The sequence below is a fragment of the Amycolatopsis magusensis genome (genome assembly GCF_017875555.1).
Lineage (GTDB): Bacteria > Actinomycetota > Actinomycetes > Mycobacteriales > Pseudonocardiaceae > Amycolatopsis > Amycolatopsis magusensis.
The window spans coordinates 8,428,628-8,454,493 of record NZ_JAGGMS010000001.1 but is presented as its reverse complement, the minus strand read 5'-3'; the positions used below and the strand labels follow the sequence as shown (position 1 = coordinate 8,454,493).

The window sequence follows — 25,866 nt, the reverse complement described above, 5'->3', positions numbered from 1 at the left end:
CACGTCGGCGCCAGGTAGCGTGCGCCACATGGTTTCCACTGAACAGGGCGTGCACGCGATCTGCGACCGCTACGTCGACGACCTCGCCGCCGCCGACCCGGTCGCCGCGACGGTGTTCGGCATCGCCGGGCACGACGACAAGCTGACCGACTACTCGCCCGCCGGGTACACCGCCCGCGCGACGCTGGCCCGCCGCGCGCTGGAGGCGGTCCAGGCCGCCGAACCCGCCGACGACGGCGAGCGCGCGGCGAAGGCGGTCTTCCTCGAGCGGATCGGGCTGGAGCTGGAGATCCACGACGCCGGGCTGGACCTGTCCGCGCTGAACGTGATCGCGAGCCCGGTGCAGGACCTGCGCATGGTCTTCGACCTGATGCCCACCGAAACCGCCGAGGACTGGCAGCGGATCGCCACCCGGATGGCCGCGGTGCCGGATAGCCTCGACGGCCTGCGCTCCTCGCTGCTGACCGCGGCCGACGCCGGCCGGGTGGCCGCGCTGCGCCAGGTCAGCAAGGTCGCCGAGCAGGCGGAAACCTGGGCCGGGCTGCATGGCAAGAAGGGCTACTTCAGCACGCTGATCGACGGCGCGCCGGAACGCACGCCGGAACTCGAGCGCGGGGCCCGGCTCGCCGAAGAGGCGTACGCCGAACTCGCCGGTTTCCTGCGGGCCGAACTCGCGCCGGTCGCTCCGACGAAGGACGCCGTCGGCGAAGAGGTCTACCAGTTGTGGTCCCGGTTCTTCGTCGGCGCGAAGCTGGACCTGCAGGAGGCCTACACCTGGGGCTGGGCGGAATTCCTGCGCCTGGAAGCGGAAATGCGCGAGGTCGCCGACCGGATCAAGCCGGGCGGGACGCTCGCCGAGGCGGCCGCCACGCTCGACGCCGATGAGCGCTACCGCGTGCGGGGCCGGGACGCTTTCGAAGCCTGGATGCAGAATCTGTCCGATGAGGCGCTGAAGTCGTTGCGTGGCAAGCACTTCGAGATCCCCGACGCGGTGATGGCGCTGGAGTGCAAGATCGCGCCGCCCGGTGGCGGGGTCGGCGCGTACTACACCTCGCCGAGCGAGGACTTCAGCCGTTTCGGCCGGATGTGGTGGTCGCTGCCCGCGGACAAGGACGAGTTCACCACCTGGCGCGAGGTCAGCACCGTCTACCACGAGGGCGCGCCGGGGCACCACCTGCAGATCGCCACCGCGGTGTACCAGTCGGCCTCGCTGAACAAGTACCAGCGCATGATCGCGTTCACCTCCGGGCACGCCGAGGGCTGGGCGCTCTACACCGAGCGGCTGATGCAGGACCTCGGTTACCTGGACGACGACGGCGACCTGCTCGGCATGCTGTCGGAGCAGCTTTTCCGCGCCGCACGGGTGATCGTGGACATCGGCATGCACCTGGAACTGGAAATCCCGGCCGACGCCGACTTCCACCCGGGGGAGCGCTGGACGCCCGAACTGGGCCTGGAGTTCATGCTGACCCGCACCATCACCGACGAAGCACACGTGTACGACGAGATCGACCGGTACCTCGGCTGGCCGGGGCAGGCGCCGTCGTACAAGCTCGGCGAGCGGCTGTGGCTGGCCGCGCGTGAGGAGGCGCGGGCGCGCAAGGGGAATTCCTTCGACATCAAGGAGTTCCACACCAAGGCGCTCGCACTCGGCGGCATGGGCCTGGACACCCTGCGCGAGCAACTGGCCCGCCTCGACTGAGTCAGTGCCGTGAATGTGGCTTTCACGGCGAATTCCGCCGTGAAAGCCACATTCACGGCCATCGCGGGGTCGTGGCGGTGGCCGTGAGCGCATCGGTGAGCGCCTGAGCGGGGAGCGGTAGCGGCGGTTTCCCATAGGTGGCAACGAGAACTCGGCGCAGGTGACCGGGAAGGCGGTCGGTGCGCACGGCTGTGTTCCGGTTCGCCAGCAACGCCAGGCCGGGTAGCGTGCTCACCCCCAGTCCCGCCGCGACCAGTGCCTGCACGGCGACGTAGTCGTCGGTCTCGAAGGTGATCTCCGGCTCGAAACCCGCTTCCGCGCACGCTTTCACCAGGTGCGCCCGGCACCGCGGGCAGCCCGCGATCCACCGTTCCCCGGCGTAGGTCGCCAGTTCCGCGCGCGGGCCCGCCCAGTCACGATCGGCCGCGGTCACCGCGTACAGCGGCTCCTCCAGCAGCGGCGTCATCCGCACGTTCCGCAGGTCCGGCTCGTGGTCGTGCTCGAACACCAGCGCCACGTCGGCATCGCCGTTGCGCAACGCGGTCAGCGCTTCCGGCGGCTCGGCCTCGGTGAGCGCCAGGTCGACGCCGGGGTGCTCGGCGGCCAGCCACGCGGCCGCCGCCGGGACCAGCGTCGCCAGCGCGGTCGGGAAGGCCGCGAGCCGGACCCGTCCCGTGCGCAAACCGGCGTGCGCGGCCAGTTCCGCTCGCGCCGACTCGACCTGCCCCAGTATTTCCTCGGCCCGCCGCACCAACAGTTCTCCGGCCTCGGTGAGCCGGACACCTCGCCCTGCCCGCTGCAGCAACGGCACCCCGGCCTCGGCTTCCAGTCGCGCCAGGTGGTGGCTCACCGACGGCTGCGCGTAGTGCAGCGCGTCAGCGGCCGCGGTCACCGAACCTTCCCGGGCGACCGCCACCAGCACCCGCAGGCGGACGAGATCGAACACGCGCTCAACTATAGATCTCATCGATGATTTGTTGACAAATTTCCATTGGACCTATGGATCGGCCGCTGCGACGGTGGGGACATGCGGCTTCCGACCATCACCGACGCGCTGCGCGCCCGCCGGCTCCTCCGTTCCCTGCTCGCGCCGACCCCGCTGTCGGCGTACCCCGCGCTCGACGCGGCGACCGGCGCGAGGGTCCGCGTCAAGCACGAGAACCTCCAGCCCACCGGCGCTTTCAAGGTGCGTGGCGGCCTCAACCTGCTCGCTTCGCTCGACCCGGCGGAGCGGGAGCGCGGGGTGCTCGGCTACTCGACCGGCAACCACGCGCAGTCGCTCGCCCACGCCGCCGCCCACCACGGTGTGCGGTGCACCATCGTCATGCCGGAACACCCCAATCCGGCCAAGGCGCAGGCGGTCCGCGACCTGCGGGCGGAACTGGTCGAGCACGGCGAGCGGTTCGAGCAGGCCCGCGCCCACGCGGAACAACTCGCCGCCGAACGCGGTATGCGGCTGGTCAGCGCGGCCAACGAACCGGAGATCATCGCCGGGGTCGCCACCGCCTACCTCGAGCTCTTCGAGCAGGAACCCGAACTCGACGTGGTGCTGGTCCCGGTCGGCAGCGGGACCGGGGCGGCCGCGGCCACACTGGTCGCGGCGGCCTTGGCGCCGGAGTGCGAGGTGATCGCCGTGCAGTCGGCGGCGGCACCCGCGGCCCACGACTCCTGGCGCGCGGGCGAACTGGTCGACCGCCCCAACCGGACCACCGTCGAGGGCCTGGCGACCGGCTCCGGCTTCGCACTGACCCAGCGGCTCCTGCGCGACCGGCTCGCCGACTTCGTGCTGGTCGACGACAGTGACATCGAGGAAGCGCAGCGGCTCTACCTGCGGGCCGCGCACACCGTGGCCGAGGGCGCCGGTGCCGCCGCGCTCGCCGCGCTGCTGGCCCACCGGGAACGGTTCGCCGGGCGGACCGTCGCGGTGGTCTGCAGCGGGGGCAACGCCGGTGAGGCGGACCTCAATCGGATGGGCCGCCCGGCGGTGATCGGGTAGGTTGGCCCGCATGCACCGGGTCTTCCTCGTCACCCCACCCCCGCGCTCCTGAGCGGGGCGCTGACGAGCCGTGCACCGGGCTGAGCCCCGCACGGCGTCTTCGTGACGACCACTTCGCCCCGCACGTCGGAATTGCCGAGTTCCTTCGATGTTGGAGCGTGTTCTTCTTGTCCATTTCCGTAACCGCGCCCGCCAAAGAACGAGCGGTGGGCGCGTTGATCACCGCGGGTGTGCTGTGGGGTACCGGCGGTCTCGCCGGCGCATTTCTCACCGCGCGAGGAAATCTGCATCCACTGGGTGTCGCCGGGTGCCGGCTGTTGTTCGGCGGAATCTGCGCCATCGGGTATCTGGCAGTGACCGGTCAATTGCGCGTAGTGCCGCGCGGTCGCGCGGCACTGGTTCGGTTGCTCGTTGTCGGCGTGCTGCTCGCGGTGTTCCAGGTGAGCTATTTCGCCTCGGTGGCACTGACCTCGGTGAGCGTGGCGACCATGACCACGATCGGCAGCGTGCCGGTGTTCGTCGCGGTGGCCACCACCGTCCGAGACCGGCGCCTGCCCGCCGTGCCCACGCTGGTCGCGGTGGCCATCGCGCTGGCGGGACTGGTGCTGCTCACCTCGTCCTCGGACGGGGTGGTCACCGGCGGCAGGCTGGTCGGCGGGCTGGCCTGCGCACTGGGCGCCGGAGCCGGTTTCGCGGTGTTGACGCTGGTCAACGGCAAGCCGGTGCCGGGGTTGGCACCCCTGCCCACCATCGCGTTCGGGTGCCTGACCGGCGGGATCCTGCTGTTACCGCTGAGCCTGGGCACGGCGCTGTCGGCGGACTGGCGGCCCGAGGTGGTGGCCGCGGCGTTGTTCCTGGCGGTGCTGCCGACCGCGGTGGCCTACGCGGCCTACTTCCGCGGCCTGCGCACCGCGCACCCGGTGGTGGCGGCGCTGGCCGCGTTGCTGGAACCGCTGGTCGCCGCCCTGCTGGCGGCGTTGCTGCTGGGTGAACGGCTGGGCCTGACCGGCTGGCTCGGGGCGGCGCTGCTGGTCGGCGCGCTGGCGGTGGCGTCACTGCCCGCCGGCGGCACCACGGCCAGGCGGGGCTGAGTGCGGCCGGGGCCCGGCCGCCGGTCCGGGCCCCGGTCAGCGCCTCAACTGGCGGACCTGGGTGGCCAGCGCGTGCAGCGCGCGGCTCAGCCGGTCCGGGTCCTCGCGCTCGGGTTCCCGCCGTCCGTGGCGGTCCCCGTCGCGACGCTGCTCGCCCGGTGTGCCGAGCACGAGCAGCGGCCTGGTGAATTGCTCGGGCATTCTCTTCCCCCTCGGGCATCGCGCGGCAATTCGATTCGCTCACCAGAGTCGTCGTGCTGCCGTGCGACGTTACATTCTTCGGTCCGAAGAGGACATCTTGCCGAATGGCGGAGGAGTTCGTCAGCTGATTTCTGTCGAACAAACAGCGTTCAATCCGCTGCTACCGCGGTGGCTCCAGCGGCAGCGTGCGCCCGAGAATGGCGAACGCGCGCGGATCACCGGCGAAGTAGTAGTCCCGCAGCACGTCGACGAACCCGACCCGGCGGTAGAGCTTCCACGCCCGGCTGGTGCCCTCCGGGGTGGACAGCAGCACCCGCTGGTTGCGCACCCCGTCGAGCAGGCGGCGCAGGAGGTCCTCGCCGATGCCCGCGCCCTGCTGGTCCGGTCGCACGTGGATCTCGGTCAGCTCGAAGTAGTCGCCGAGCCACCGGTCGGCGGCCTCCTGACCGTCGCGCTGCAGCAGCCCGCGGCGCACCTGCTCGTGCCACCACTGCCCGACGCTGCCCCGGTAGCCGTAGGCGAGCCCGAGCAGCGTGTCGTCGGAGTCCAGCGCGGCGATGCAGCGCCAGCCCTCGCGCAGCGCGTGCGTGAGCCACATGGGGGCGCGCTGCTCGGCCGTGCCGTCGGGGTAGCGCATCGCGCTGACGTAGATGTCGAGCGCTTCGGGGAGCCGCGCCCGGAACTCCGCCTGGGAGAGACGGGCGAACCGGGTGTAGCCGGAAGAGGTCGCGGTCACGGGTGTGGATTCTCCCGCGCGCCGGCCAAAGCGCCCGCACGACCCCCGGTGAGCGCGAGCAGTTCGGCGTGGGTGGTGGGGAACACGGCTTTCGCGTGCCCGGCGGCGGCCCACACCACCTCGTGGGCCGCCAGTGCGGTGTCCACCAGCGTGGTCAGCTTCGCCGGGTGCCCGACCGGCGCCACGCCGCCGATCACCTGGCCGGTGTGCTCCTTGACGAACGCCGGGTCGGCCTTGCCCACGGCCGAAGCGCCGGCCAGTCCGGCGAGCGTGGCCACGTTGGCGCGGTGGGCCCCGGAGGTCAGCGCGAGCAGCGGGCGGTCGCCGTCGGCGAAGGTGGCGCGGAACACCAGGCTGTTGGCGATCGCGCCGACCTCGACGCCGAGCGCTTCGGCGGCCTGCGCGGCGGTACGGGCGTCGGCGGGCAGGATCCGGATGCCCTCGGCGGCGTGGGGCAGGCCGGCTTCGGCGAGCGCGGCCGCCACCTTGGCGATCGCGGGGTGGTCGAAGGTGCTCATGCCATCCATCAGATCACGAGCCCCCGGACCGGCGCAGCGGTGGCACTTGGCGAATCGCCGGGTACGGGTTACTGTGGAGTTCGAACATACGTTCGACGTCCGGTGGGCGCCCGCCGGACAGGTACCCGGCGGCGGGGCGGGGGAAGCGTTTCGTCGCCGGGTGCCGCCGCCAGCCCGGGACGCACCGGGGAAAGCGAAAGGCTGCTCATGTCCTCAGCGATCACTTCACGAGTGTGCGCCGCGCAGACGATGCTGCCGATGTCCCTGCGGCCACCCGCACCCCCCGCCGCGGTCTCCCTGCTCGCCAGAGCCCGGCGGGCGCTGACCGAGGCGAGCCAGGAGACCGACCCCGCCGAGCGTTTCGTGTCCGCCTACCTGGCCGCGCACAAGTCGGCCGCGGCGGTGGTGGCCGCGCGTGGCCGCCCCCACCGGGGCCGCGCCAGACCGGCCAGCGTGTGGGTGCTGCTGGAGACGGCGGTGCCCGAGCTGAAGGAGTGGGCGCTGTTCTTCGCCGCCAACTCCGCGGCGCAGGCCGCCCTGCTGGCCGGCACCAGCCGCCGCCCCAGCGCGGAGACGGCGGACGAGCTGGTCGAGCAGAGCGCGCAGTTCCTCGAGCTGGCTCGCCGGGCTGTGCACGGGAGCAGTTGATGTGGCGGCACGACCTCGTCGATCCCGGCCGGTTGCTGGACGTGATCGCTACCGAGGGCGAGTCGCTGAGCGAGCTCGCGCGCACGACCGCGCCGGAAGCGCCGGTGCCCTCCTGTCCCGGCTTCAGCACCGACGGGCTGTTGCGTCACGTGGGCAGTGTGTACCGGGTGGTGACCGGGCGGCTGGACACCGGCGAGCCGCCTGAGCACTGGCAGCGCGAGCCCGGCGAGGGGCAATCGACCGAGGAGTACCTGGGCGCCGGCCTGCGTGAGCTGCACGCCCGGCTGGTGGCCCACCCACCCGGCGAATGGGCCTCCACCTGGTGGCCGGAGGACGAGACCTACCACTTCTGGCGGCGCCGGATGGCGCACGAGACCACGGTCCACCGGGTGGACCTGGAGGAGGCCGCCGGGCGCGAGCGCGGGCACATCGGCGAGGACGTCGCGCTCGACGGGGTGGACGAGGTGCTCCGGCTCTGGTTCGGGCACCGGCTCTTCGAGCTGGGCCTGTCCGGCACCAGGGAGAGCTCGGTGGCGGTGCGGACCGGCGACCACAGCTGGTTCGCCAGGGCCGGGCCGGGGGAGACCCACGCCTGGCGCTGCACCGAGGAGGAGGCCGAGCGGGCCGACGCGCAGGTCACCGGTCCGCCGGTGACGGTCTACCTCTGGCTGTGGGGCAGGTTGCCCAACGGCGCGGTGACCCAGGACGGGGATTTCGACGCCATCGCCCAGCTGTGGGCCCTGTTGCGGCTGGCCACCCGGTAGCGGACCGGTAGCGGATCCATGGGGAAGTGGATCGAGCTAGGGTCTGCCGCATGGGGCTCTCGGCGGTGGTGTTCGACGTGGCGCGGCCGTGGGCGGTCGCCGGGTTCTGGTCCGACCTGGTCGAGTGGCAGATCATGGCGGACGGCCCCGGTCGCGTCGAGGTGTTCTCGAAGGACTTCACGCTGGCCTTCGAGGAATCGCCGGTGCCGAAGACGGTGAAGAACCGCATCCACCTGGACCTGGCCAGCCCGTCGGCCGCGGTGCAGAAGTCCATTGTGGACAGAGCGCTGTCGCTCGGGGCGACGCGGGCGGACATCGGCCAGCGCGGCGAGCTGCCGTGGGAGGTACTCGCCGACCCGGCGGGCAACGAGTTCTGCGTGCTGGAACCCCGGCCGGAGTACACGGGCACGTTCGCGGCGGTGGTGCTCGACGCCGGGCCGATCGAGCCCGCCGCCTTCGACCGGCTGGGCGAGTTCTGGTCCGCCACCACGGGCTGGCCGATCCACCGGCGGCACCCGGTGCAGCTCGGCCTGCGCGCACCCGAGGGCACCGGTCCGTGGCTGGAAGTGCTGCTCGACGGCGACGCCAAGCAGGTCGAGGACAGGGTGCGCTTCGAGGTGACCGGCCCCGAACCGGGCCCGCACCAGGACCCGGAGGGCAACGACTTCCGGGTTGTTTCCCCGGCGTGACCCGAGGTGCGCAGGCGCTGACACGGCGGTAACACCCGCGCCCCCGACCGGCAACAACCGGGGCGGACCGTGGGGCGATGGACATGGGCCGAACGACCGCAGCGCAGACCACCGTGGAGACCGCCACCGGCACGACCTGGCGCCTGCGGATCCGGATGGACGACAGTCCCGGCACCCTCGCCAGGATCACCATCCGGCTGGCCGACCTCGGCTGCAACATTCTCGGCCTGCAGGTCATGCCGGTGCCGGGCGGGGTCCTCGACGAGCTGGTGGTCCGCCCGGCCCCCGGTCTCGGCCGCGCCGAACTGGTCGAGGCGATCGCCGCCGAAGGCTGCGAATGCGCCGGGGTCACCGACGCCGACGTGCGCGAGCTGGTCGAACCCGCCACCGCCGCGCTGGCCGCCGCCGGCCGCGCGGTCGACGACCCGGCGAAGCTGGCCGACGTGCTGCGAGACGTGCTCGCCGCGGACATGGTCACGCTGGTCCCGTCGAACGAAGCGAACCCGGCCCGCACCGAAGGCGGTCACCGCCGGGTCTTCCCCGTCGGACCGGAAGGCGCGCTGGTCGCCCGCCGCAGCTGGGCGCCGTTCGTGCAGCTGGAGATCGCGCGGGCGCAGGCCATGCTCGGCCTGCTCGCCGCCGTGCGGGCGAACCTGGCGGGCCCCTCGGTGGTCACCTGCACCGACGGCGCCATGGTCGTGCTGCGCCCCGGCCGCCCCGCGGACACCGACGCCGTGTTCGCGCTGCACACCCGCTGCTCGACGGACACCCTGTTCCACCGCTACCACACCGGCCTGCGCACGGTGCCGCGTCGCTGGCTGCACCGGCTGCTGATGCCGCCACGCGGGCTGAGCCTGCTGGCCATCGCCGGGCGGGAGGTGGTCGCGCTCGGACAGCTGATCCCGTCGGCGAACGGCGGTCCCGCCGAGGTCTCCCTGCTGGTGGCGGACGACTGGCAGCGCAAGGGCCTCGGCACCGCGCTGCTCGGCAGATTGGCCGAACTGGGTGCCGCCGCCGGGCACCGCGAACTGGTCGCCGTCTGCCTGCCCGGTCAGGACGCCGTGCGCCGGGCCGTCCTGCGCGCGGGCCTGCACGCCCCCGAGCCGGACGCCAAGGAAGGCGTGCTCCGCATCGAAATCCCGGCAGGCTGAGCGTGCCGCTGACGCGGGCTCAGCGCGACCAGAACCAGTCCTTGCCGCGTGCCTCGCGCAACGCCTTCTTCTTGCGCTCCTGCGTGAGCCGGTCGAGGTAGAGCACCCCGTCGAGGTGATCGGTCTCGTGCTGCAGGCACTGCGCCAGCACGTCGTCACCTTCCACCACGATCGGCTCGTTGCGCAGGTCGACGCCCTTCACCACGGCGTGCTTCGCCCGCACCGTCGGGAACCACAACTCCGGCACGGAAAGGCAGCCCTCGTTGATCTCGTGTGTCTCCTCGGAGAGCTCGACGATCTCCGGGTTGATCACGTACCCCTTGAGCGTTTCCACGTCGTAGCTGAACACGCGCAGGTTCACGCCGATCTGCGGCGCGGCCAGCCCCGCGCGACCGGGCGCGGCCACGGTGTCCATCAGGTCGGCCACCAGCGACTCGGTGGACTTGTCGAACCGGGTGACCGGATCGCTGACCGTCTTGAGCACCGGATCGCCGAAGTACCGCAGCTCTCGCAACGCCATGAATCTTCGTCCTTCGATAGGTCCCCAGCTTTCCCCGCAGTTTAGGAGACCATCAGGCCCGCAGGCGCAGCCCCTTCGGCGTCGCCCGGAACCCGGCCTCCCGCAGGATTTCGGCCAGCGCGGAGGTCAGCGCGTGCTCCCCGTCGGCCCGCTGCACCGACAGCTGTCCCAGCCAGCCGGACCGCACCGCGGCGGACAACGCCTCCGCCGCCGCGCGCAACGCCGGTTCTGCCTCGGTGAACGACAGCAGCGAGCGCCCGCCGCGTTCCACGTACAGCACCGGCACCCCGTCGACCAGCACCGCGAGCGCCCCGGCCTTCCTGGCGGGCCGGTGCTTGGTCTCGCCCACCGCCGCGGGCCAGTCGAGCGCGGCACCGTACGGCTGCGCCGGATCGGTGGCCGCCAGCACCACCGCCCCGGCCGGTGTGCGCCCGCCCGCGTTGTCGGACATCGCGCGCAACCGGTCCACCGCGCCCTTGGCGGCGAACTGGGCCGCGCCGAGCCCTTCCACCACGTACCCCCGGATCACCTGCCCGGAGTCCTCCATACCCCGCAACACCTTGTAGATCCCGGAAAACCCGCCGGTGACCCGTTCGGTGTCGAGCGCGCCCCTGGTGAGCACGCCGTGCCGTTCCAGGAAGGCCTCGGTCCGCGCGTGCGTGCGCCGCGTGGGCTCCGCCTCCCGGTTGGGCGTGAGCCCCCAGCGCCCGGCCACGGTCGGCGGACCGGTACGCGAGGGCATCGCCGGCCGCGCCGCGCGCATCCGGGCGTACCGGCCGCGTGGGGCCGCCCGCCGCGGTTTGTGCGCCGCGCCGGAACCGGAGAGCTGCGCCCGCATCGGTGCGAGCGTGTCCCCGGTGACCAGCCCCGCCCACACCAGTTCCCACAACGCGGTCACCACGTCGCCGTCGGCCGGTGGCGCGTCCACCAGCACCGAAACCCGGTCCACCAGCTGGCGGAAGAACAGCGCCCCACCATCCAAAGTGGACAGGATGGCGGCGTGCAGCGGCCCGTCCGGCGGGTTCTCCTCCACCTCCGGCAACAGCAGGTCCGCGACATCGGCCGGCGCCAGCGCCAGCCAGCCGTCACTGCCCGGCAGCGTGCCGCAGCCCGCCCAGACCACCTCGCCGGCGGTGGACAACTCGTCGAGCAACGCCGGGTGGTACCCCGGCAACCTGCTGGGCAGGATCAGCGACTCCACCGCACTGGCCGGCAGCGGTGCCCCGGCCAGTTGTTCCACCACCGACAGCACGTCGTCCGCGGTCGGCGCCGACCGCATCCGCGCCCCGATCCCGTGCCAGGCGGGCAGGAACCGGCCCAGCGCGGCGGGTTCCACCGGCTCGACCTCGGCACGCAGCTTCGCCAGCGAAGCCCGCCGCAACCGCCGCAGCACCGAGGAATCGCAGTACTCCAGCCCGAGATCGTGTGGTTCGCGCTCACCCGGATGCCCGACCGGGCTCAGCTCACCGCGCACCAGCCTGCCCTCGCCGGTGAGGCGATCGAGCACACCGGTCACCACGGCGGGCCCCAGCCCGAACCGCTCCGCCGCCTGCCGCGCGGTGAACGGACCACGTGTGCGGGCATAACGGATCAGCAGCCCGCCCAAGGGATCGGGCACCGGCTCGGTGAACGCCTCCGGCACCCCGACCGGCAACGCCGCACCGAGCGCGTCCCGCACCCGGCCCGCGTCCTCGATGGCCAGGAACCGTTCCTGCCCGGCGATCCGCACCCGGATCGCCCGCCGGGCGGCTTCCAGCTCGGTCAGCCACTCCGGCTGGATGCCACGCCGCGCCGCCTCTTCGACGGACAGGTCACCGAGGAACCGCAGCAGGTCGGCGGCGTCCTCGGCGTGCCGGGCGTGGCGATCCTCGTCCAGGCGCTGCAACGACCGCTCGACCTCGGCCACCGTTTCCGCGTCGAGCAGTTCGCGGATCGCCTCGGTGCCCAGCAGTTCCGCCAGCAGCGTGGAGTCCAGCGACAGCGCGGCCGCCCGCCGCTCGGCCAGCGGGGCGTCCGTCTCGTAGAGGAACATGCCGACGTACCCGAAGAGCAGGCTCCGCGCGAAGGGCGAGGGCGACGGCGTCTCCACCTCGACCACCCGCACCTTGCGGGACCGCACGTCGGACATCAGCTCACGCAGCCCGCCGACGTCGTACACGTCCTGCAGGCACTCCCGCATCGCTTCGAGCACCACCGGGAAGCGCTCGTACTTGGCCGCCACCGACAGCAGTTGCGACGCCCGTTGCCGCTGCTGCCACAACGGACTTCGCCGCCGCGGGTCCCGCCGGGGGAGCAGCAGCGACCGCGCCGCGCACTCCCGGAACCGGGCCGCGAACAACGCCGAACCACCGACCTCGGCGATGATCAGCTGCTCGACCTCCTCCGGGTCCAGCAGCACGTCGTCCACCTCGACCCGGATGTCCCCGCCCTCGGCGTCCAGCGCGTCCGGCAGCCGGAGCACGATCCCGTCGTCGGAATGCGCCACCTGCGCGTCGACCCCGCGGTTCTCCCGCAGCCGCGCGGCGATCGCCAGCGCCCACGGCGCGTTCACCTGCCCGCCGAACGGGGAGTGCAGGATGACCCGCCAGTCGCCCAGTTCGTCGCGATAGCGCTCGAGCAGCACCGTGCGGTCGTTCGGCACGTGCCGCGTGGCCGAGCGCTGCTCCCCGAGGTAGGCCAGCAGGTTGCCGGTGGCGAACTCGTCCAGCCCGGCCGCGCCCGCCCGTTCACGGGCCGCCGATTCCTCCAAAGTGGACAGTTCGCGGACGAACGCGCCCAGCGCCCGCCCCAGTTCCAGCGGCCGCCCCTGCGCGTCCCCCTTCCAGAACGGCATGCGGGCGGGCTCACCGGGAGCCGGCACCACGATCACCCGGTCGTGGGTGATGTCGGTGATCCGCCAGGACGAGGTGCCGAGCAGGATCGCGTCGCCCACCCGCGATTCGTAGACCATCTCCTCGTCCAGCTCGCCCACCCGCGAGCCCGGCCTGCCCTCCGCGCCCGGCGTCATCACGGTGAACAGCCCGCGGTCCGGGATGGTGCCGCCCGAGGTGACCGCCAGCCGCTGCGACCCCGGCCGCCCGCGCAGCTCACCGGTGACCCTGTCCCAGGTGATCCGCGCGCGCAGCTCGCCGAACTCCTCGCTGGGGTAGCGCCCGGCGAGCATGTCCAGCACGGCGTGCAGCGCGTCGTCCGGCAGGCTGGCGAACGGGGCCGCGCGGCGGACCAGCCCGGCCAGCTCGTCCACCGTCCACGGCTCCAGCGCGACCATCGCCACCGCCTGCTGGGCCAGCACGTCCAGCGGGTTGCGCGGGTACCGCACCGCCTCGATCGCCCCGGCCGCCATCCGCTCGGCGACCACCGCGCAGGAAACCAGGTCGCCGCGGAACTTGGGGAACATCACCCCGCTGGAGACCGCGCCCACCTGGTGCCCGGCCCGGCCCACCCGTTGCAGCCCGGACGCCACCGTCGGCGGCGCCTCGATCTGCACCACCAGGTCGACCGCGCCCATGTCGATGCCCAGTTCCAGGGAGGAGGTCGCCACCACGCACGGCAGCCGCCCGGACTTCAGGTCCTCTTCGACGTGCGTGCGCTGCTCCCGCGACATCGACCCGTGGTGCGCCCGCGCGATCACCGGCTCGGCCCCGGTGGACAGGCCCGATTCGCCGATCGCCTCGGCCGGGAACCGCTGCCCCGGCTGCAGCTCGGAGCCGATTTCCGTGGCCAGCTCGTTCAACCGCGAGGTGAGCCGCTCGGTCAGCCGCCGCGAGTTCGCGAACACGATGGTGGAGCGGTGGGCGCGGATCAGCTCCAGCACCCGTTCCTCCACCGCGGGCCAGATCGACGGCCGCCGGATCTCCTCCGGCGGCTCGAGTTCCCCGTCCATCGGGAACGCCGGCGCGGCTTCCGGCTCACCCGGTGACTGCCGCGGCGCGTCGAGATCGGCCATGTCCTCGACCGGCACCTCGACCCGGACCTCGATGGTCTTGGCCAGCTTCGGCTGCACCACCCGCACCGGCCGCCCGCCGCTGAGGAAGGCGCTCACCTCGTCGATCGGGCGGACCGTGGCGGACAGGCCGATCCGCTGGGCCGGTTTCGGCAGCAGCGCGTCCAGCCGTTCCAGCGACAGCGCCAGGTGCGCGCCGCGTTTGCTGCCCGCCACCGCGTGCACCTCGTCGACGATCACCGTCTCCACCCCGCGCAGCGACTCCCTGGCCGACGAGGTGAGGATGAGGAACAGCGACTCCGGCGTGGTGACCAGGATGTCCGGCGGGGTGCGCTGGAACGACCGGCGCTCGGCGGCCGTGGTGTCGCCGGTGCGCATGCCGACCTCGATCTCCGGCGGCCGCAGCCCGAGCCGCCGCGACGCCTGGGAGATGCCGGCCAGCGGGGCCCGCAGGTTGCGCTGCACGTCGACGGCGAGCGCCTTCAACGGTGAGACGTACAGCACCCGGCAGCGGTGCAGCACGTTCTCCGGCGGCGGCTCCACGGCGAGCCGGTCCAGCGCCCACAGGAAGGCCGACAGCGTTTTGCCCGAGCCGGTCGGCGCCACGACCAGCGCGTGCTCCCCGGCGTGTGCCGCTCGCCACGCCCCCTCCTGGGCCTGCGTGGGCGCGGCGAAGGCCCCCGCGAACCAATCCCTGGTCGCGGGGGAGAAGAGGTCCAGCACTCCGGTCACGCTCTCCATCTTGCGCCGGGGGTCCGACAATTTCGCCTCGGGGAATCTGACGGGTGGCCATACGCCGGGGTGGTTGACGTGGGAACATCACCGCGTTCGTCCCGCTGGGGGGCTTGGAGAGGGGAGTGTCGTGCGGATCCTGTCGGTGGACCTCGGGACCTCGAACACGGTGGCCGTGCTGTCCGCGCACGGGCGCGCGCCGCGCGTGGTCGAGGTGGACGGCTCGGCGAACATGCCGTCGGCGGTCTTCGCCGGGGAGGACGGCACGCTGATGGTCGGCCGGGACGCCGAACGCCGCGCCCGCCTGGACCCGACCCGCTTCGAGCCCAACCCCAAGCGCCGCGTGGACGAGCAGACCCTGTTGCTGGGCAACGACATCGTGCCGGTCAGCGAGGCGCTGGCGGCGATCCTGCGCCGCGTGCTCGACGAGACCTCCCGCCAGCTCGGCGGCGAACAGCCCGACGAGGTCCGGCTCACCCACCCCGCGCAGTGGGGCCCGGTCCGCCGCAACGTGCTGCTCTCCGCCGCGCGGCTGGCCGGGATGGGCACGAACCTGTCGCTGGTGCCCGAGCCGGTGGCCGCGGCCGCGCACTTCGCCTCCTTCCCCGGCAAGACGCTGGCCCCCGGCCAGGCGCTCGCCGTCTACGACCTGGGGGCGGGCACCTTCGACGTGGCCGTGGTCGGCGCCACCCAGAACGGGTTCACCGTGCTCGCCGAGGACGGCCTGCCCGACCTGGGCGGCCTCGACGTGGACCAGGCGCTGCTGGTGCACGTCGGCCGTGAGGTCTCCCATAAGGATCCCCAGCGCTGGCAACGGCTGCTGCGACCGGAGTCCACTCCGGACCGGCGCACCCGGCGCGCGCTGCAGGAGGACGTGAAGGCGGCCAAGGAGGCGCTCTCGCGGCACCCGCAGACCGAGGTGCCGATGCCCGAGCCCTTCGCCGACGTGCTGGTCACCCGCTCCGAACTGGAGGCGCTGGTCCGGCCGGCCATGCTGCGCAGCGTCGAACTGCTCTCGCGGACCGTGCGCTCGGCCGGGCTGTCGCCGGACCGCCTGGTCGGCATCTACCTGGTCGGCGGCTCCTCGCGGCTGCCGCTGGTCGGCAGCATGATCGCGGAGAAGCTGGGCGTGGTCCCGGCGAGCCTGGACCAGCCGGAGACCGCGGTCGCGCTCGGTGCCCACCACGTCGCCCGCGACGGCATCAGCATGCGCACGCAGCACGTCGAAGGCCACCTGGCGGCCAACGGCACCGGTACGCACACCGTGACGCCGGGGCTGCCGGGTCCGCCGCCGCAGCAACAGCAGCCCGTGCCCGCGAGGCCGGGGCCCTACCAGCAGCAGGGCGCCCACGCCGCGCCGAACTTCCCGTCGAACTTCCCGCCCAGCGGCCCGCAGCAGGCCCTCGGCGGCCAGCAGCAGCACGCGCCGTCGAACTTCCCGACCTACTCGCTCGCCGGGCAGGGCGACAGCGGTGGCGCGGCGGCGGCCAAGAAGAAGAAACAGCTGATCATCGGCGTCTCCGCGGCGGTGGCCGTGGTGGTGCTCGCCGCGGCGGCCTTCTTCTTCTGGCCATCGGGTTCGGCGACCACCTACACCGCGCAGGAGTGCGCGCAGCCGGGCCAGGCGGACGGCGCGGACGGGCTCACCGGGTGCATGCGGCAGCTCGCCGGGCGCGTGGCCGACAACGGGCAGTGCTCACCCGGTATCCGCGGCGCGGCGGCCCCGCCGGACGTGGCCGCGCTCGGCGTCGCGGTCACCTGCTCGGCGCCGGGCCGCGCGGGCACCCAGATCAACTACGTCCACGCCAAGGACGCCGACCTGGTCAAGCAGCACACCGACTCGCTGCTGAACACCGCGGGCGGCGGCGACAGCGACAAGGTCGAGGCGGACTGGAAGGGCAACGGCCTGCAGGGGCGCTACACCTCGGCCGCCAGCCCGGCCACCTCGGTGCTGGTCTTCACCGTCAGCGACCGGCCGCTGGTCGGCTTCATCTACCAGGTCAACGACCAGGGCCAGGCGAACCCGCCGGGGCCGTCGGAACTGGCGGACTACTTCGAGCAGCAGGTTCAGCCGGGCGAGTGAACCCGGGGCCCCGGCAAATGCTATGAGTGGGGCATTACTTGCATTCAACGCCAGTAATGCCCCACTCCTGGCGTTCGGCTGGGGGATCAGGCGAAGTCGGTGGCCGGTTACCGGGCAGCGGCTAGCGGCGCCGGTTGTTCTTCAGGGCGCGGAGGCCGACCACGATGACCGCGATGAGGGTCGCGGCCGAGGCGATCGCCAGCGCGGTACCGCCCCAAGCGGGCATTTCCTGGGCCAAGTGCATGGGTTCACGGTACCGCTGTCTACGCTGGGCGCGATGCGTATCACGATGTTCCGGCGGTTGATGACGGACGAGTTCGGCGCGGCCAGGGCGGCGACCCTGAGCAAGGATCACCAGTTCAGCGGGCTCGGCGGGCGGACGGTGGAGCAGGCGCTGGCCGCCGGGATCCCGGCCAAGGAGATCTGGCAGGAGGTCTGCGCGGCCTTCGACGTCCCCGCCGAACGCAGGTGAACGACGCCAGGGCGTGTCGGTGTCAACCTCGAACACGTGTTCGGCTATCGTGTCATCCACAACGCGATGGTCGATCCACAGATCGCGGCCAGTGCCCGGAAATTGTCGGACCCGGCCCGTAGCGTCGGGATCGACAGCCTGACAGCTCGACACCAGCCACAGGCAAGCCGGCCCGATCCGGCTCCGACAACGACCAACTGAGGTGGAATTCCATGCCAGCAGCACCGGACAAGGACAAGGCTCTCGAGCTCGCCCTGGCCCAGATCGACAAGCAGTACGGCAAGGGCTCGGTGATGCGCCTCGGTGACGAGGGCCGCGCACCGATCGCGGTGATCCCGACCGGCGCCATCGCGCTGGACATCGCCCTCGGCATCGGCGGCCTGCCGCGCGGCCGTGTGGTGGAGATCTACGGCCCGGAATCCTCCGGTAAGACCACGGTCGCCCTGCACGCGGTGGCCAACGCCCAGCGAGGGGGCGGCATCGCCGCGTTCATCGACGCGGAGCACGCGCTGGACCCGGAGTACGCCAAGGCGCTCGGGGTGGACACCGACGCGCTGCTGGTGTCCCAGCCGGACACCGGTGAGCAGGCGCTGGAGATCGCGGACATGCTGATCCGCTCCGGCGCATTGGACATCCTGGTCATCGACTCGGTGGCCGCACTGGTGCCGCGCGCCGAGATCGAGGGCGAGATGGGTGACTCGCACGTGGGTCTGCAGGCCCGCCTGATGAGCCAGGCGCTGCGGAAGCTCACCGGTGCGCTGAGCAACTCCGGCACCACCGCGGTGTTCATCAACCAGCTGCGGGAAAAGGTCGGCGTGATGTTCGGCTCGCCGGAGACCACCACCGGTGGTAAGGCGCTGAAGTTCTACGCCTCGGTCCGGCTCGACGTGCGCCGCATCGAGACGCTGAAGGACGGTGGCGAGCCGGTCGGCAACCGCACCCGCGTCAAGGTGGTCAAGAACAAGGTCGCGCCGCCGTTCAAGCAGGCCGAGTTCGACATCCTCTACGGCAAGGGCGTCTCCCGCGAGGGCTCGCTCATCGACATGGGCGTGGACCAGGGCATGGTCCGCAAGTCGGGTGCCTGGTACACCTACGAGGGCGACCAGCTGGGGCAGGGCAAGGAGAACGCCCGCAAGTTCCTGCTGGACAACCCGGACATCGCCAACGAGATCGAAAAGAAGATCAAGGAGAAGCTCGGCATCGGCGCCCAGTTGGACGCCGAGGACGCCGTCGCCCCCGCCCCGGTCGACTTCTGATCATTCGCTGACGCCACACCCCGACGACGACCCGGCCCGATACGCGTGCCGGGTCCCAGGCCCACGGCTTCCGGCGGCTGCACCACAGTGGCCTGCCGGGCGCCGGTGAGCGCCACCGCCCGAGATCGACGCCCGGCCTGATGCGCACGGCTTCCGGCCGGGTGTGGGCCTTGATGAACACCACCGCGGAGAAGCCCGTGCCGGGCGGGTCGCGGTGGTGAGAACGACTAGGAGAACCGTGCCGAAGGTGAACCCCGAGGAGCTGCCGCCGGAGGAGCGGGCCAAGAAGGCCAAAGAGGTCTGCTTCGACCTGCTCGCGGCGCGGCCCCGCACCAAGGAGGAACTGCGGCAGGCGTTGCGCCGCAAGGGTTTCGACGAGGACACGAGCGAGACCATCCTCGGCAAGCTGGACAACGCCGGCCTGATCGACGATGCCGCCTTCGCCGAGGTGTGGGTGCGGTCACGGCACAACAACCAGGGCCTGGCCCGCCACGCACTGGTCGCCGAATTGAAGCGCAAAGGCGTGGACGCCGAGATCGCCGTCCAGGCGGCAGGCGAGGTCGACCGCGAAGCCGAAGAACAGAAGGCACGGGAGCTGGTGCGCAAACGCCTGCGCTCCCTGGGAAACGTCGACGAACAAACCGCCATTCGCCGCCTGCTCGGCACCCTGGCGCGCAAGGGCTATTCCCAAGGCCTCGCCTACACCGTCATCCGCGAAGAACTCCGCGAATTCGGCGCCGAAGCCACCCTCCTGGACAACGCCGTCCCGGACTAACTGCATAACTCCACTTGCATGACCTCGGTCTTCAAGTCGGCGACGCGACCTGCACGACCTGCTACCAGATCGTGCAGGTCGCGCGCTGCGGCCGCTGGCGTGCTCGTCGTCCTCTAACTTCCGAAGCCACTTGACTGGGGGTCAAGGGTGCAAGGTGCAGGATAATGATCTCAATCGATAGGCTCGCTGACCACGCCTAAATCAGCGGCTTCTCCTTATTCTGCTCCGCCGCGACTTCTGCCTGAAATCCCATGGCGGTAGAATATCTGTGCATCCAGGTGCTTGCTGTCGGGCGACATCATATTTGTTGATCTTGCCTCGAGATGGCAGACTTTATCAATTATCGGGCGCGATTCGATCCAGCTCTTCGAGCCAGCTCTTATAGTGGCTCCGCGATTCGAAGAACATGAGTAATCCTGCGTTCATTCGGTTCCAAATCTTGTCTAGGTCACTCGACATCCCCTTCCCGCCTTCTATTGAGTGCATCATCTGTTCGACATTGGCCACAGCCTTAAGAGCCTCATTGGCTAGACTTCTGATCATTCGAAGGAAGTCTTGCACGTCCTCTGCGGTTGGATCAGTCGCTTCGCCGCTGGAGCCAACCATCCTAATAATCGATATGATTCCAGGGCTGGTGCGCTGTATAGCGTCGCGTAGTTCGTCGCTGATATCATATGAGTCGTCGACCAGAGGCTTCAGTGCTGTAGCAAGCTCCTTGGACAGGGCTAATCGTTGGCCAAATGAAGAAGCCTTCTTGAGACGTATCGTCGCACCTTCAATTAGTTCATTGAAAGTATTTAACCTCTCTCCGTATGCCGTCGCTAGAGAGTTGACTCGAGGTAGCTCCTCCTCGGCTCTGCTAATCTTTTCGAGTGTCCCTTCTGTGTGTTCTGTGTCGTCGTAGTCACCTTCGCTGTCGGTCGCGATCAGGGTGCTCGAAGTGTCGATTTTCTCCTGTTCAATGAGCGACTCTTCGATGCGTTCGGAGATCTGTGCTATCGCAAGCATCCAGGTTGGAGATCCTGGCTCTTCGCTGCGAAGGCCGGAAGCATCTTTCCACTGCAGCTCTTGGATCTCGGACCATAGATCGTCGCTGGAAAAATATCGCTCAATCCGCTCCTGCGGAAACAGTAGAATTGGAATCACCAACTTCCGCCCTTGCTGGCTGGGGAGAAAAGCAAAAAAGCTGGCAAGTTCCTCGCGGCAGGCGCGACTTCTCAGGTAGGACGGGGATATGAAAGCTAATAGGACGGTGGCATTATTGAGTCCGGCGCGAATTCTGTCGCGCCAATTTTCTCCCAATCGAATGGAGTCGGTGTCGAAAAAGATTCCCACGGTCAATCCGGTGAGGCTGGCGTACGTGTCAGCTATGCCCTCCGCTAGCTTCTTGACTCGACCGTGCGAAGATTCATCGTCTTTGTGTGCGTATGAGACAAAAACTGAAACATCGTTGTCGACGGCCACGTGTCGCATCGTTAACTCGTCGCCGTCTTTGCCTTGGTTCATGATTTCGTAAAACCACCTTGCTCGCTCAAAGAATCATCGCTGTAACCCTAAATGTCGCCGAGTGGCAAGGTTTGTTACGGCATTCGCCATGTCAAATGAAAACTTCATGCGGGTGGGGTGTGCAACTAATTGACCATGGCATTCTTGAGTGGCCTCGGTTGATGGAAATCAGGCGGGGCATCGCGGATAATGCCGTCCCGGACTGACTCGTAACCCCAAGCTGCCGCAGATTGCGGGGTGTGCCGTGACCACTCAATCCGCCCCTGGCAAGGACTCTGCAGATCGGCGCGGATTGGCCTGACTGCAGCGGTCAGGCGCCGGGCTGGTGGATGCTGAAGGCGGCGCCCTGCGGATCGGCGAGCATGGCCATCTGACCCACCGGCGTCTCGAACGGGGCCATGAGTACGGCGCCACCCAGGGACGGGGTCTGGGCAGCGGCCGCGGCGATGTCGTCGACGGCGAAGTAGACGTGCCAGTGGTTCGGCAGGCCCACGTCCGGCGGCTGGCTCACGCCCGCGACATCCGTGCCGTCGGCCTGCAGCATGGTGTACTTTTCGCCGTCCAGTTCGGTTTCGGTGACGGCCAGGCCCAGAAGTTCCTGGTAGAACGGCACGGCCTGTTCCGGGCTCGAGGTGATCAGCTCGTTCCACACCACGCCACCCGGTTCGTTGACCAGGCTGGCCCCGATGTGCGAATACGCCTGCCACAGGCAGAAAGCGGCACCGCTCGGGTCGGCGCCCGCGACCATGCGGCCGAATTCCAGGACGTCGAAGACCGGGGTGAACAGGGTGCCGCCGCCGGCCTCGACCTTGGCGGCGGTGGCGTCCACGTCTTCTACCGCGAAGTACGTGTTCCACATCGGCGGCCGCCCGCGCTGCTCCGCCGTCTGCGGGGCGATCGCGGCTGCTTCCGAGCCGTTCTTCAGCGCCATCGAGTAGGTCGAACCACCCGGCACCGGCTCGTCGTTGAACTCCCAGCCGAGCAGGCGCCCGTAGAACGCCTTCGCCGCCTCCTGGTCGGAGGTCTGCAGGTCCACCCAGTTCGGGGTGCCCTGGGCGTAGGTGGTTCGCAGCGGCATCGCGGTCTCCCGGGTCGGCGTGGCGGACAGGATCAGGTCAGGACCAACCTGCGCCTGCCCGCCCGTCGCCACCAGGGCCGAAAGACCCTGGCCGGGAGGACCTAGCGCAGCCGCGCGGCTTCCGCCGCCAGCTGCTCTATGCGGGCGAAGTCCTTGGCCACCACGGCGTCCTTCGGGGTCAGCCACGAGCCGCCGATGCAGCCGACGTTCGGCAGCGCCAGGTACTTCGGCGCCGACGCGACGGTGATCCCGCCCGTGGGGCAGAACTTCAGCGAAGGCAGCGGCCCGGCGATCGACTTCAGGTAGTCCACCCCGCCACTCGCCTCGGCCGGGAAGAACTTCAGCGCCTGCAGCCCGCGCTCGGCCAGGCGCATCGCCTCGGAGACGGTGCCGGCGCCCGGCAGGAACGGCAGGCCGGTGTCGAAGCACGCGTCCAGCACCCCGTCCGTGGTGCCCGGGGTGACCAGGAACCGCGCACCGGCGTCCGCCGCCTGTTTGGCCTGGCCAGGGGTGGTCACCGTGCCCGCGCCGATCAGGATGTCCGGCACCTCGGCGGCGACCCGTTCGATCGCCGCCAGCGCGACCGGGGTACGCAGGGTGAGTTCGATGACGCCGATGCCACCGGCGAGCAGCGCCGACGCGACGGGCACCGCGTCGGCCACGTCCTCCACCACGACGACCGGCATCACGGGGGATGCCTCGAGCAGTTCCAAGCCGGTGGTCACGCCACTACCTCTTTCGTCATCCCGGCACCGAAGTGCCCCGGCGTGTACCCGCCGAACACGCTGGCGCCCTGGTCGGCGGGGCCGACCGCCCGGCGCAGCGCGCCGAACAGCTCACGCCCGGTGCCGGTCCAGGATGCCTCATCGGGTGGACCGTCCACCAAGGGCCGCCCGTCCAGTTCGGCGGCGCTCACCTGCACCTCCAGCAGCCCGGTCTCGGCGTCGAGGCGCACCACGTCGCCGTCGGCGATCCGGGACAGCGGGCCGCCCGCGGCGGCTTCCGGGGTCAGCTGGATGGCCGCCGGGATCTTGCCCGACGCCCCGGACATCCGGCCGTCGGTGACCAGCGCCACCTGGAAACCCCGGTCCATCAGCACGCCCAGCGCGGGCGTCAGCCCGTGCAGCTCCGGCATGCCGTTCGCCATCGGGCCCTGGTTCCGGATCACCACGACCACGTCGCGCTCCAGCTCACCGGCCTGGAACGCCGCCGAGAACTGCTCCTGCGTGGTGAACACCCGCGCCGGTGCCTCGACCACCCGGTGTTCCGGTGCCACCGCGGACACCTTGATCACCGCGCGCCCCAGGTTGCCCGCGACCATGCGCAGGCCGCCGTCGGCGGAGAACGGGCGCGAAGCCGGTCGCAGCACCTCTTCGTCGAGGCTGTGCCCCGAGGTGTCGCGCCAGGTCAGCGTGCCGTCGAGCAGCACCGGTTCCTGGCGGTACCGGTTCAGGCCCGGCCCGGCGACGGTCCGCACGTCCTCGTGCAGCAGCCCGGCGTCGAGCAGGGTGCCGATCAGGAACTGGATGCCGCCCGCGGCGTGGAAGTGGTTGATGTCCGCGCTGCCGTTCGGGTACACGCGCGCCAGCAGCGGGACCACGGCCGACAGCTCCGAGAAGTCGTCCCAGGTGAGCTGGATGCCCGCGGCCGCGGCGATGGCGGGCAGGTGCAGCGTGTGGTTGGTCGAACCGCCGGTGGCCAGCAGCGACACCACGCCGTTCACGATGGCCTTCTCGTCGATGACCTGGCTCAGCGGCGCGTACTCGGCACCACGCGAGATCGCGACGGCCCGCCGCCCCGCTTCCTCGGTCAGCGCCTGCCGCAGCGGGGTGCCCGGGTGCACGAACGTCGCGCCCGGCAGGTGCAGTCCCATCACCTCGACGACCATCTGGTTCGAGTTGGCCGTGCCGTAGAAGGTGCACGTGCCGGGGGAGTGGTACGACGCGGCTTCCGCCTCGAGCAGGTCTTCACGGGACGCCAGGCCCTCCGCGTAGAGCTGCCGGACGCGGGCCTTCTCCTTGTTGGGCAGGCCCGAGGTCATCGGCCCGGCGGGCACCAGGATCGACGGCAGGTGGCCGAAGGACAGCGCACCGATGAGCAGGCCCGGCACGATCTTGTCGCACACCCCGAGCAGCAGGGCGCTGTCGAACATCTCGTGCGACAGCGCGACCCCGGTGGCCATCGCGATCACCTCGCGGCTGAACAGCGACAACTCCATGCCCGCGCGACCCTGGGTGATGCCGTCGCACATGGCGGGCACGCCACCGGCGAACTGGGCGACCCCGCCCGCTTCGCGCACGGACACCTTGAGCCAGTCCGGGTACTCGTGCAGCGGCTGGTGCGCCGAAAGCATGTCGTTGTAGGAGGACACGATCGCCACGCCGGGCTTGCGCACGGCCCGCAGCGCTTCCTTGTCGCCGCCGGTGATCCCGGCGAAACCGTGGGCGAGGTTGCTGCACGCGAGGCCGCGCCGGGCGGGGCCTTCGGCGTGGGCGGCGGCGGTGCGTTCGAGGTAGGCGGCGCGGCTCTCGGCACTGCGAGCCACGATGCGCTCGGTCACTTCGGCGATGACGGGATGTAAGGGGGTGGGGCTCATACGGCGGCTCCGGGTGCGGATCACGGGTTCGGGTGGTCCGGTGACGGCGTCGCTGGCGTCCGGTCTTCGTGGTGACGGTCCACACAGTACAGAAGGAGGAAGCCCGAATCAAAATCGATACAGATGAACTCCTGACGTGACTCCGATCACGTACGGCGACCAGTGTGTGCTACTTGTCACACTGGACAAGGCAAGGCAGAGTCAGGCATCAGCGCGCCCCACCACGGTGCGGCCCGGCCTCTGGCCCCCGCCGCACGAACTGACTCACCGTCGGAGGTACGTATGACCACCACCGAATTCACCGAACTGCGCCGCACCATCGGGCAGTTGCGACAGTGCGTAGGCGCGTTGCGAGCCAAGTACGGCGAGGCGCCCGCGGTGCGCCGGATCGCCAACGACGTGGAGCGGCTCGAGATCGACGTGAACGAGTTCGACGACACCCCCCCGGTCCCGCAGCAGGCCCGCGCCACCGACCGCTCGAACGTGGTCGTGGTCCCCGACACCCCCTACGACCCGTCGCTCTGGCACGGCGCTGACGATGAAGGCGTCGGTGGCTACCAGCGTGACCAGCGGTGAGCGCCCCGGCTAGCGACGAGGCAGGCCGGAGGGGTACCGGGGTCTTCGCGCCCACGCGCGCCAGGATCGCCGAACGCACCCTGCGCAAGGACCGGTGGTGGCTGCCACCGCTGATCACCACGGTCGGCCTGGCCACGTTCGTCATCTACGCCACGATCCGGTCGTTCGTGCGCACGGCGTACTGGGTGGAGGAGTACCACTACCTCACGCCCTTCTACTCGCCGTGCCTGAGTGATTCGTGCGTGCCGGGGTCGAGCCACTTCGGCACGCCGTTCGGCGAACTGCCGGGGTTCATCCCGCTCGGGTTCGTCGTGCTGCCGTTCCTGCTCGGCTTCCGGCTGACCTGCTACTACTACCGCAAGGCGTACTACCGGTCGGTGTGGTTCTCCCCGCCGGCCTGCGCGGTCGCCGAACCGCACGCGAAGTACACCGGCGAGACCAAGCTGCCGCTGATCATCCAGAACGTCCACCGCTACTTCTTCTACGTGGCGCTGATCGTCTCGCTGATCAACACCTGGGACGCGATCACCGCCTTCCACGGCTCCGGCGGCGGGTTCGGCTTCGGCCTCGGCAACATCGTGCTGCTCGGCAACGTGATCATGCTCTGGGCCTACACGCTGTCCTGCCACTCGTGCCGGCACATCACCGGCGGCAGGCTGAAGCACTTCTCGAAGCACCCGGTGCGCTACTGGATGTGGACCCAGGTGACCAAGCTGAACAACCGGCACATGACGCTGGCGTGGATCACCCTCGGCACCCTGGTGCTGACCGACTTCTACGTGATGCTGGTGGCCAGCGGCACGATCGCCGACCTCCGCTTCGTCAACTAGCCT

General features: G+C 70.5%; 24 protein-coding genes. 13 read left to right on the top strand and 11 right to left on the bottom strand.

Features of this window, described 5'->3' with window-relative positions; all coding sequences use genetic code 11:
* Window positions 1-28: 28 nt before the first annotated feature.
* On the top strand, window positions 29-1,702 hold the full coding sequence (locus JOM49_RS37940; RefSeq protein WP_209669025.1) for a DUF885 domain-containing protein: 1,674 nt from the start codon (window positions 29-31) through the stop codon (window positions 1,700-1,702).
* 52 nt (window positions 1,703-1,754) lie between these two features.
* On the opposite strand, the gene JOM49_RS37935 is transcribed toward JOM49_RS37940, so the two are convergent.
* Window positions 1,755-2,648 (bottom strand): LysR family transcriptional regulator, encoded by an 894-nt coding sequence (locus JOM49_RS37935; RefSeq protein ID WP_209669023.1) that lies wholly within the window; start codon window positions 2,646-2,648, stop codon window positions 1,755-1,757.
* Window positions 2,649-2,729: 81 nt separating this feature from the next.
* Between JOM49_RS37935 and JOM49_RS37930 the strand changes: the two genes are divergently transcribed.
* Window positions 2,730-3,698 (top strand): threonine ammonia-lyase, encoded by a 969-nt coding sequence (locus JOM49_RS37930; RefSeq protein ID WP_209669021.1) that lies wholly within the window; start codon window positions 2,730-2,732, stop codon window positions 3,696-3,698.
* Window positions 3,699-3,871: 173 nt separating this feature from the next.
* Window positions 3,872-4,789, top strand: coding sequence for a DMT family transporter (locus tag JOM49_RS37925; RefSeq protein ID WP_209672103.1), 918 nt, complete (start codon window positions 3,872-3,874; stop codon window positions 4,787-4,789).
* A 36-nt stretch (window positions 4,790-4,825) separates the two neighbouring features.
* Here JOM49_RS37925 and JOM49_RS37920 read toward each other — a convergent pair whose 3' ends face one another.
* The 3 genes from JOM49_RS37920 to JOM49_RS37910 all read right to left on the bottom strand — a co-directional run bounded on the left by JOM49_RS37920 (window position 4,826) and on the right by JOM49_RS37910 (window position 6,244).
* Entirely contained in the window at window positions 4,826-4,990 is a 165-nt protein-coding gene (locus JOM49_RS37920) for a hypothetical protein (protein WP_209669019.1), read from the bottom strand.
* Between the two features lie 160 nt (window positions 4,991-5,150).
* Entirely contained in the window at window positions 5,151-5,726 is a 576-nt protein-coding gene (locus JOM49_RS37915) for a GNAT family N-acetyltransferase (RefSeq protein WP_209669017.1), read from the bottom strand.
* The gene (locus JOM49_RS37910; protein WP_209669015.1) at window positions 5,723-6,244 is read right to left on the bottom strand and encodes a YbaK/EbsC family protein; all 522 of its coding nucleotides are present in this window, start codon (window positions 6,242-6,244) and stop codon (window positions 5,723-5,725) included. The genes JOM49_RS37915 and JOM49_RS37910 overlap by 4 nt, the downstream gene beginning before the upstream one ends.
* A gap of 258 nt (window positions 6,245-6,502) precedes the next feature.
* On the opposite strand from JOM49_RS37910, the gene JOM49_RS37905 reads away from it, so the two are divergent.
* The 4 genes from JOM49_RS37905 (at window position 6,503) to JOM49_RS37890 (ending at window position 9,496) form a co-directional block, all read left to right on the top strand.
* On the top strand, window positions 6,503-6,892 hold the full coding sequence (locus JOM49_RS37905; RefSeq protein WP_245369608.1) for an SAV_6107 family HEPN domain-containing protein: 390 nt from the start codon (window positions 6,503-6,505) through the stop codon (window positions 6,890-6,892).
* On the top strand, window positions 6,892-7,656 hold the full coding sequence (locus JOM49_RS37900; RefSeq protein WP_209669011.1) for a maleylpyruvate isomerase family mycothiol-dependent enzyme: 765 nt from the start codon (window positions 6,892-6,894) through the stop codon (window positions 7,654-7,656). The genes JOM49_RS37905 and JOM49_RS37900 overlap by 1 nt, the downstream gene beginning before the upstream one ends.
* A gap of 50 nt (window positions 7,657-7,706) precedes the next feature.
* Window positions 7,707-8,345, top strand: a complete 639-nt coding sequence (locus JOM49_RS37895; RefSeq protein WP_209669009.1) for a VOC family protein — start codon at window positions 7,707-7,709, stop codon at window positions 8,343-8,345.
* 77 nt (window positions 8,346-8,422) lie between these two features.
* Entirely contained in the window at window positions 8,423-9,496 is a 1,074-nt protein-coding gene (locus JOM49_RS37890) for a GNAT family N-acetyltransferase (protein WP_209669007.1), read from the top strand.
* A gap of 19 nt (window positions 9,497-9,515) precedes the next feature.
* Here JOM49_RS37890 and def read toward each other — a convergent pair whose 3' ends face one another.
* Together def and JOM49_RS37880 are read right to left on the bottom strand one after the other, a co-directional pair.
* Window positions 9,516-10,016: a peptide deformylase gene (gene def, locus JOM49_RS37885; RefSeq protein ID WP_209669005.1), complete on the bottom strand. Its 501-nt coding sequence runs from the start codon at window positions 10,014-10,016 to the stop codon at window positions 9,516-9,518.
* A 52-nt stretch (window positions 10,017-10,068) separates the two neighbouring features.
* Window positions 10,069-14,700 carry an ATP-dependent helicase gene (locus tag JOM49_RS37880; protein ID WP_209672101.1) on the bottom strand — a complete coding sequence of 1,544 codons (4,632 nt, stop codon included), beginning with the start codon at window positions 14,698-14,700 and terminating at the stop codon, window positions 10,069-10,071.
* Window positions 14,701-14,821: 121 nt separating this feature from the next.
* Here JOM49_RS37880 and JOM49_RS37875 point away from each other — a divergent pair, with 121 nt between their 5' ends.
* Window positions 14,822-16,774: an Hsp70 family protein gene (locus tag JOM49_RS37875; protein WP_209669003.1), complete on the top strand. Its 1,953-nt coding sequence runs from the start codon at window positions 14,822-14,824 to the stop codon at window positions 16,772-16,774.
* A gap of 121 nt (window positions 16,775-16,895) precedes the next feature.
* Here the strand turns inward: JOM49_RS37875 and JOM49_RS43955 are convergent, their stop codons facing one another.
* Complete coding sequence (locus JOM49_RS43955) at window positions 16,896-17,018, bottom strand: hypothetical protein (RefSeq protein WP_281068344.1); 123 nt, start codon at window positions 17,016-17,018, stop codon at window positions 16,896-16,898.
* Window positions 17,019-17,051: 33 nt separating this feature from the next.
* Here JOM49_RS43955 and JOM49_RS37870 point away from each other — a divergent pair, with 33 nt between their 5' ends.
* The 3 genes from JOM49_RS37870 to JOM49_RS37860 all read left to right on the top strand — a co-directional run bounded on the left by JOM49_RS37870 (window position 17,052) and on the right by JOM49_RS37860 (window position 19,277).
* On the top strand, window positions 17,052-17,246 hold the full coding sequence (locus JOM49_RS37870; protein WP_209669001.1) for a DUF3046 domain-containing protein: 195 nt from the start codon (window positions 17,052-17,054) through the stop codon (window positions 17,244-17,246).
* 212 nt (window positions 17,247-17,458) lie between these two features.
* Complete coding sequence (gene recA, locus JOM49_RS37865; protein WP_209668999.1) at window positions 17,459-18,502, top strand: recombinase RecA; 1,044 nt, start codon at window positions 17,459-17,461, stop codon at window positions 18,500-18,502.
* Window positions 18,503-18,749: 247 nt separating this feature from the next.
* The gene (locus JOM49_RS37860; protein ID WP_209672099.1) at window positions 18,750-19,277 is read left to right on the top strand and encodes a regulatory protein RecX; all 528 of its coding nucleotides are present in this window, start codon (window positions 18,750-18,752) and stop codon (window positions 19,275-19,277) included.
* 336 nt (window positions 19,278-19,613) lie between these two features.
* On the opposite strand, the gene JOM49_RS37855 is transcribed toward JOM49_RS37860, so the two are convergent.
* The 4 genes from JOM49_RS37855 to edd all read right to left on the bottom strand — a co-directional run bounded on the left by JOM49_RS37855 (window position 19,614) and on the right by edd (window position 24,457).
* Entirely contained in the window at window positions 19,614-20,783 is a 1,170-nt protein-coding gene (locus tag JOM49_RS37855; RefSeq protein WP_209668997.1) for a toll/interleukin-1 receptor domain-containing protein, read from the bottom strand.
* 310 nt (window positions 20,784-21,093) lie between these two features.
* On the bottom strand, window positions 21,094-21,861 hold the full coding sequence (locus JOM49_RS37850; RefSeq protein ID WP_209668995.1) for a VOC family protein: 768 nt from the start codon (window positions 21,859-21,861) through the stop codon (window positions 21,094-21,096).
* Between the two features lie 101 nt (window positions 21,862-21,962).
* On the bottom strand, window positions 21,963-22,586 hold the full coding sequence (gene eda / locus JOM49_RS37845; RefSeq protein ID WP_209668993.1) for a bifunctional 4-hydroxy-2-oxoglutarate aldolase/2-dehydro-3-deoxy-phosphogluconate aldolase: 624 nt from the start codon (window positions 22,584-22,586) through the stop codon (window positions 21,963-21,965).
* Window positions 22,583-24,457, bottom strand: coding sequence for a phosphogluconate dehydratase (edd, locus tag JOM49_RS37840; protein WP_209668991.1), 1,875 nt, complete (start codon window positions 24,455-24,457; stop codon window positions 22,583-22,585). The genes eda and edd overlap by 4 nt, the downstream gene beginning before the upstream one ends.
* A 282-nt stretch (window positions 24,458-24,739) precedes the next feature.
* Between edd and JOM49_RS37835 the strand changes: the two genes are divergently transcribed.
* Together JOM49_RS37835 and sdhC are read left to right on the top strand one after the other, a co-directional pair.
* Window positions 24,740-25,033: an Rv0250c family protein gene (locus JOM49_RS37835; RefSeq protein WP_206809687.1), complete on the top strand. Its 294-nt coding sequence runs from the start codon at window positions 24,740-24,742 to the stop codon at window positions 25,031-25,033.
* Window positions 25,030-25,863: a succinate dehydrogenase subunit SdhC gene (gene sdhC, locus JOM49_RS37830; protein ID WP_209668989.1), complete on the top strand. Its 834-nt coding sequence runs from the start codon at window positions 25,030-25,032 to the stop codon at window positions 25,861-25,863. Before JOM49_RS37835 ends, sdhC begins: the two co-directional genes overlap by 4 nt.
* Window positions 25,864-25,866: the final 3 nt, after the last annotated feature.

Coding starts and splice junctions, on each gene's coding strand:
- JOM49_RS37855 (WP_209668997.1), bottom strand. CDS start 20,783: ATGAACCAAGGCAAAGACGGCGACGAGTTAACGATGCGACACGTGGCC.
- JOM49_RS43955 (WP_281068344.1), bottom strand. CDS start 17,018: ATGCACTTGGCCCAGGAAATGCCCGCTTGGGGCGGTACCGCGCTGGCG.
- JOM49_RS37870 (WP_209669001.1), top strand. CDS start 17,052: ATGCGTATCACGATGTTCCGGCGGTTGATGACGGACGAGTTCGGCGCG.
- JOM49_RS37880 (WP_209672101.1), bottom strand. CDS start 14,700: ATGGAGAGCGTGACCGGAGTGCTGGACCTCTTCTCCCCCGCGACCAGG.
- JOM49_RS37850 (WP_209668995.1), bottom strand. CDS start 21,861: ATGCCGCTGCGAACCACCTACGCCCAGGGCACCCCGAACTGGGTGGAC.
- JOM49_RS37920 (WP_209669019.1), bottom strand. CDS start 4,990: ATGCCCGAGCAATTCACCAGGCCGCTGCTCGTGCTCGGCACACCGGGC.
- JOM49_RS37910 (WP_209669015.1), bottom strand. CDS start 6,244: ATGAGCACCTTCGACCACCCCGCGATCGCCAAGGTGGCGGCCGCGCTC.
- JOM49_RS37835 (WP_206809687.1), top strand. CDS start 24,740: ATGACCACCACCGAATTCACCGAACTGCGCCGCACCATCGGGCAGTTG.
- JOM49_RS37890 (WP_209669007.1), top strand. CDS start 8,423: ATGGACATGGGCCGAACGACCGCAGCGCAGACCACCGTGGAGACCGCC.
- def (WP_209669005.1), bottom strand. CDS start 10,016: ATGGCGTTGCGAGAGCTGCGGTACTTCGGCGATCCGGTGCTCAAGACG.
- JOM49_RS37905 (WP_245369608.1), top strand. CDS start 6,503: ATGTCCCTGCGGCCACCCGCACCCCCCGCCGCGGTCTCCCTGCTCGCC.
- JOM49_RS37900 (WP_209669011.1), top strand. CDS start 6,892: ATGTGGCGGCACGACCTCGTCGATCCCGGCCGGTTGCTGGACGTGATC.
- JOM49_RS37930 (WP_209669021.1), top strand. CDS start 2,730: ATGCGGCTTCCGACCATCACCGACGCGCTGCGCGCCCGCCGGCTCCTC.
- recA (WP_209668999.1), top strand. CDS start 17,459: ATGCCAGCAGCACCGGACAAGGACAAGGCTCTCGAGCTCGCCCTGGCC.
- edd (WP_209668991.1), bottom strand. CDS start 24,457: ATGAGCCCCACCCCCTTACATCCCGTCATCGCCGAAGTGACCGAGCGC.
- JOM49_RS37940 (WP_209669025.1), top strand. CDS start 29: ATGGTTTCCACTGAACAGGGCGTGCACGCGATCTGCGACCGCTACGTC.
- JOM49_RS37895 (WP_209669009.1), top strand. CDS start 7,707: ATGGGGCTCTCGGCGGTGGTGTTCGACGTGGCGCGGCCGTGGGCGGTC.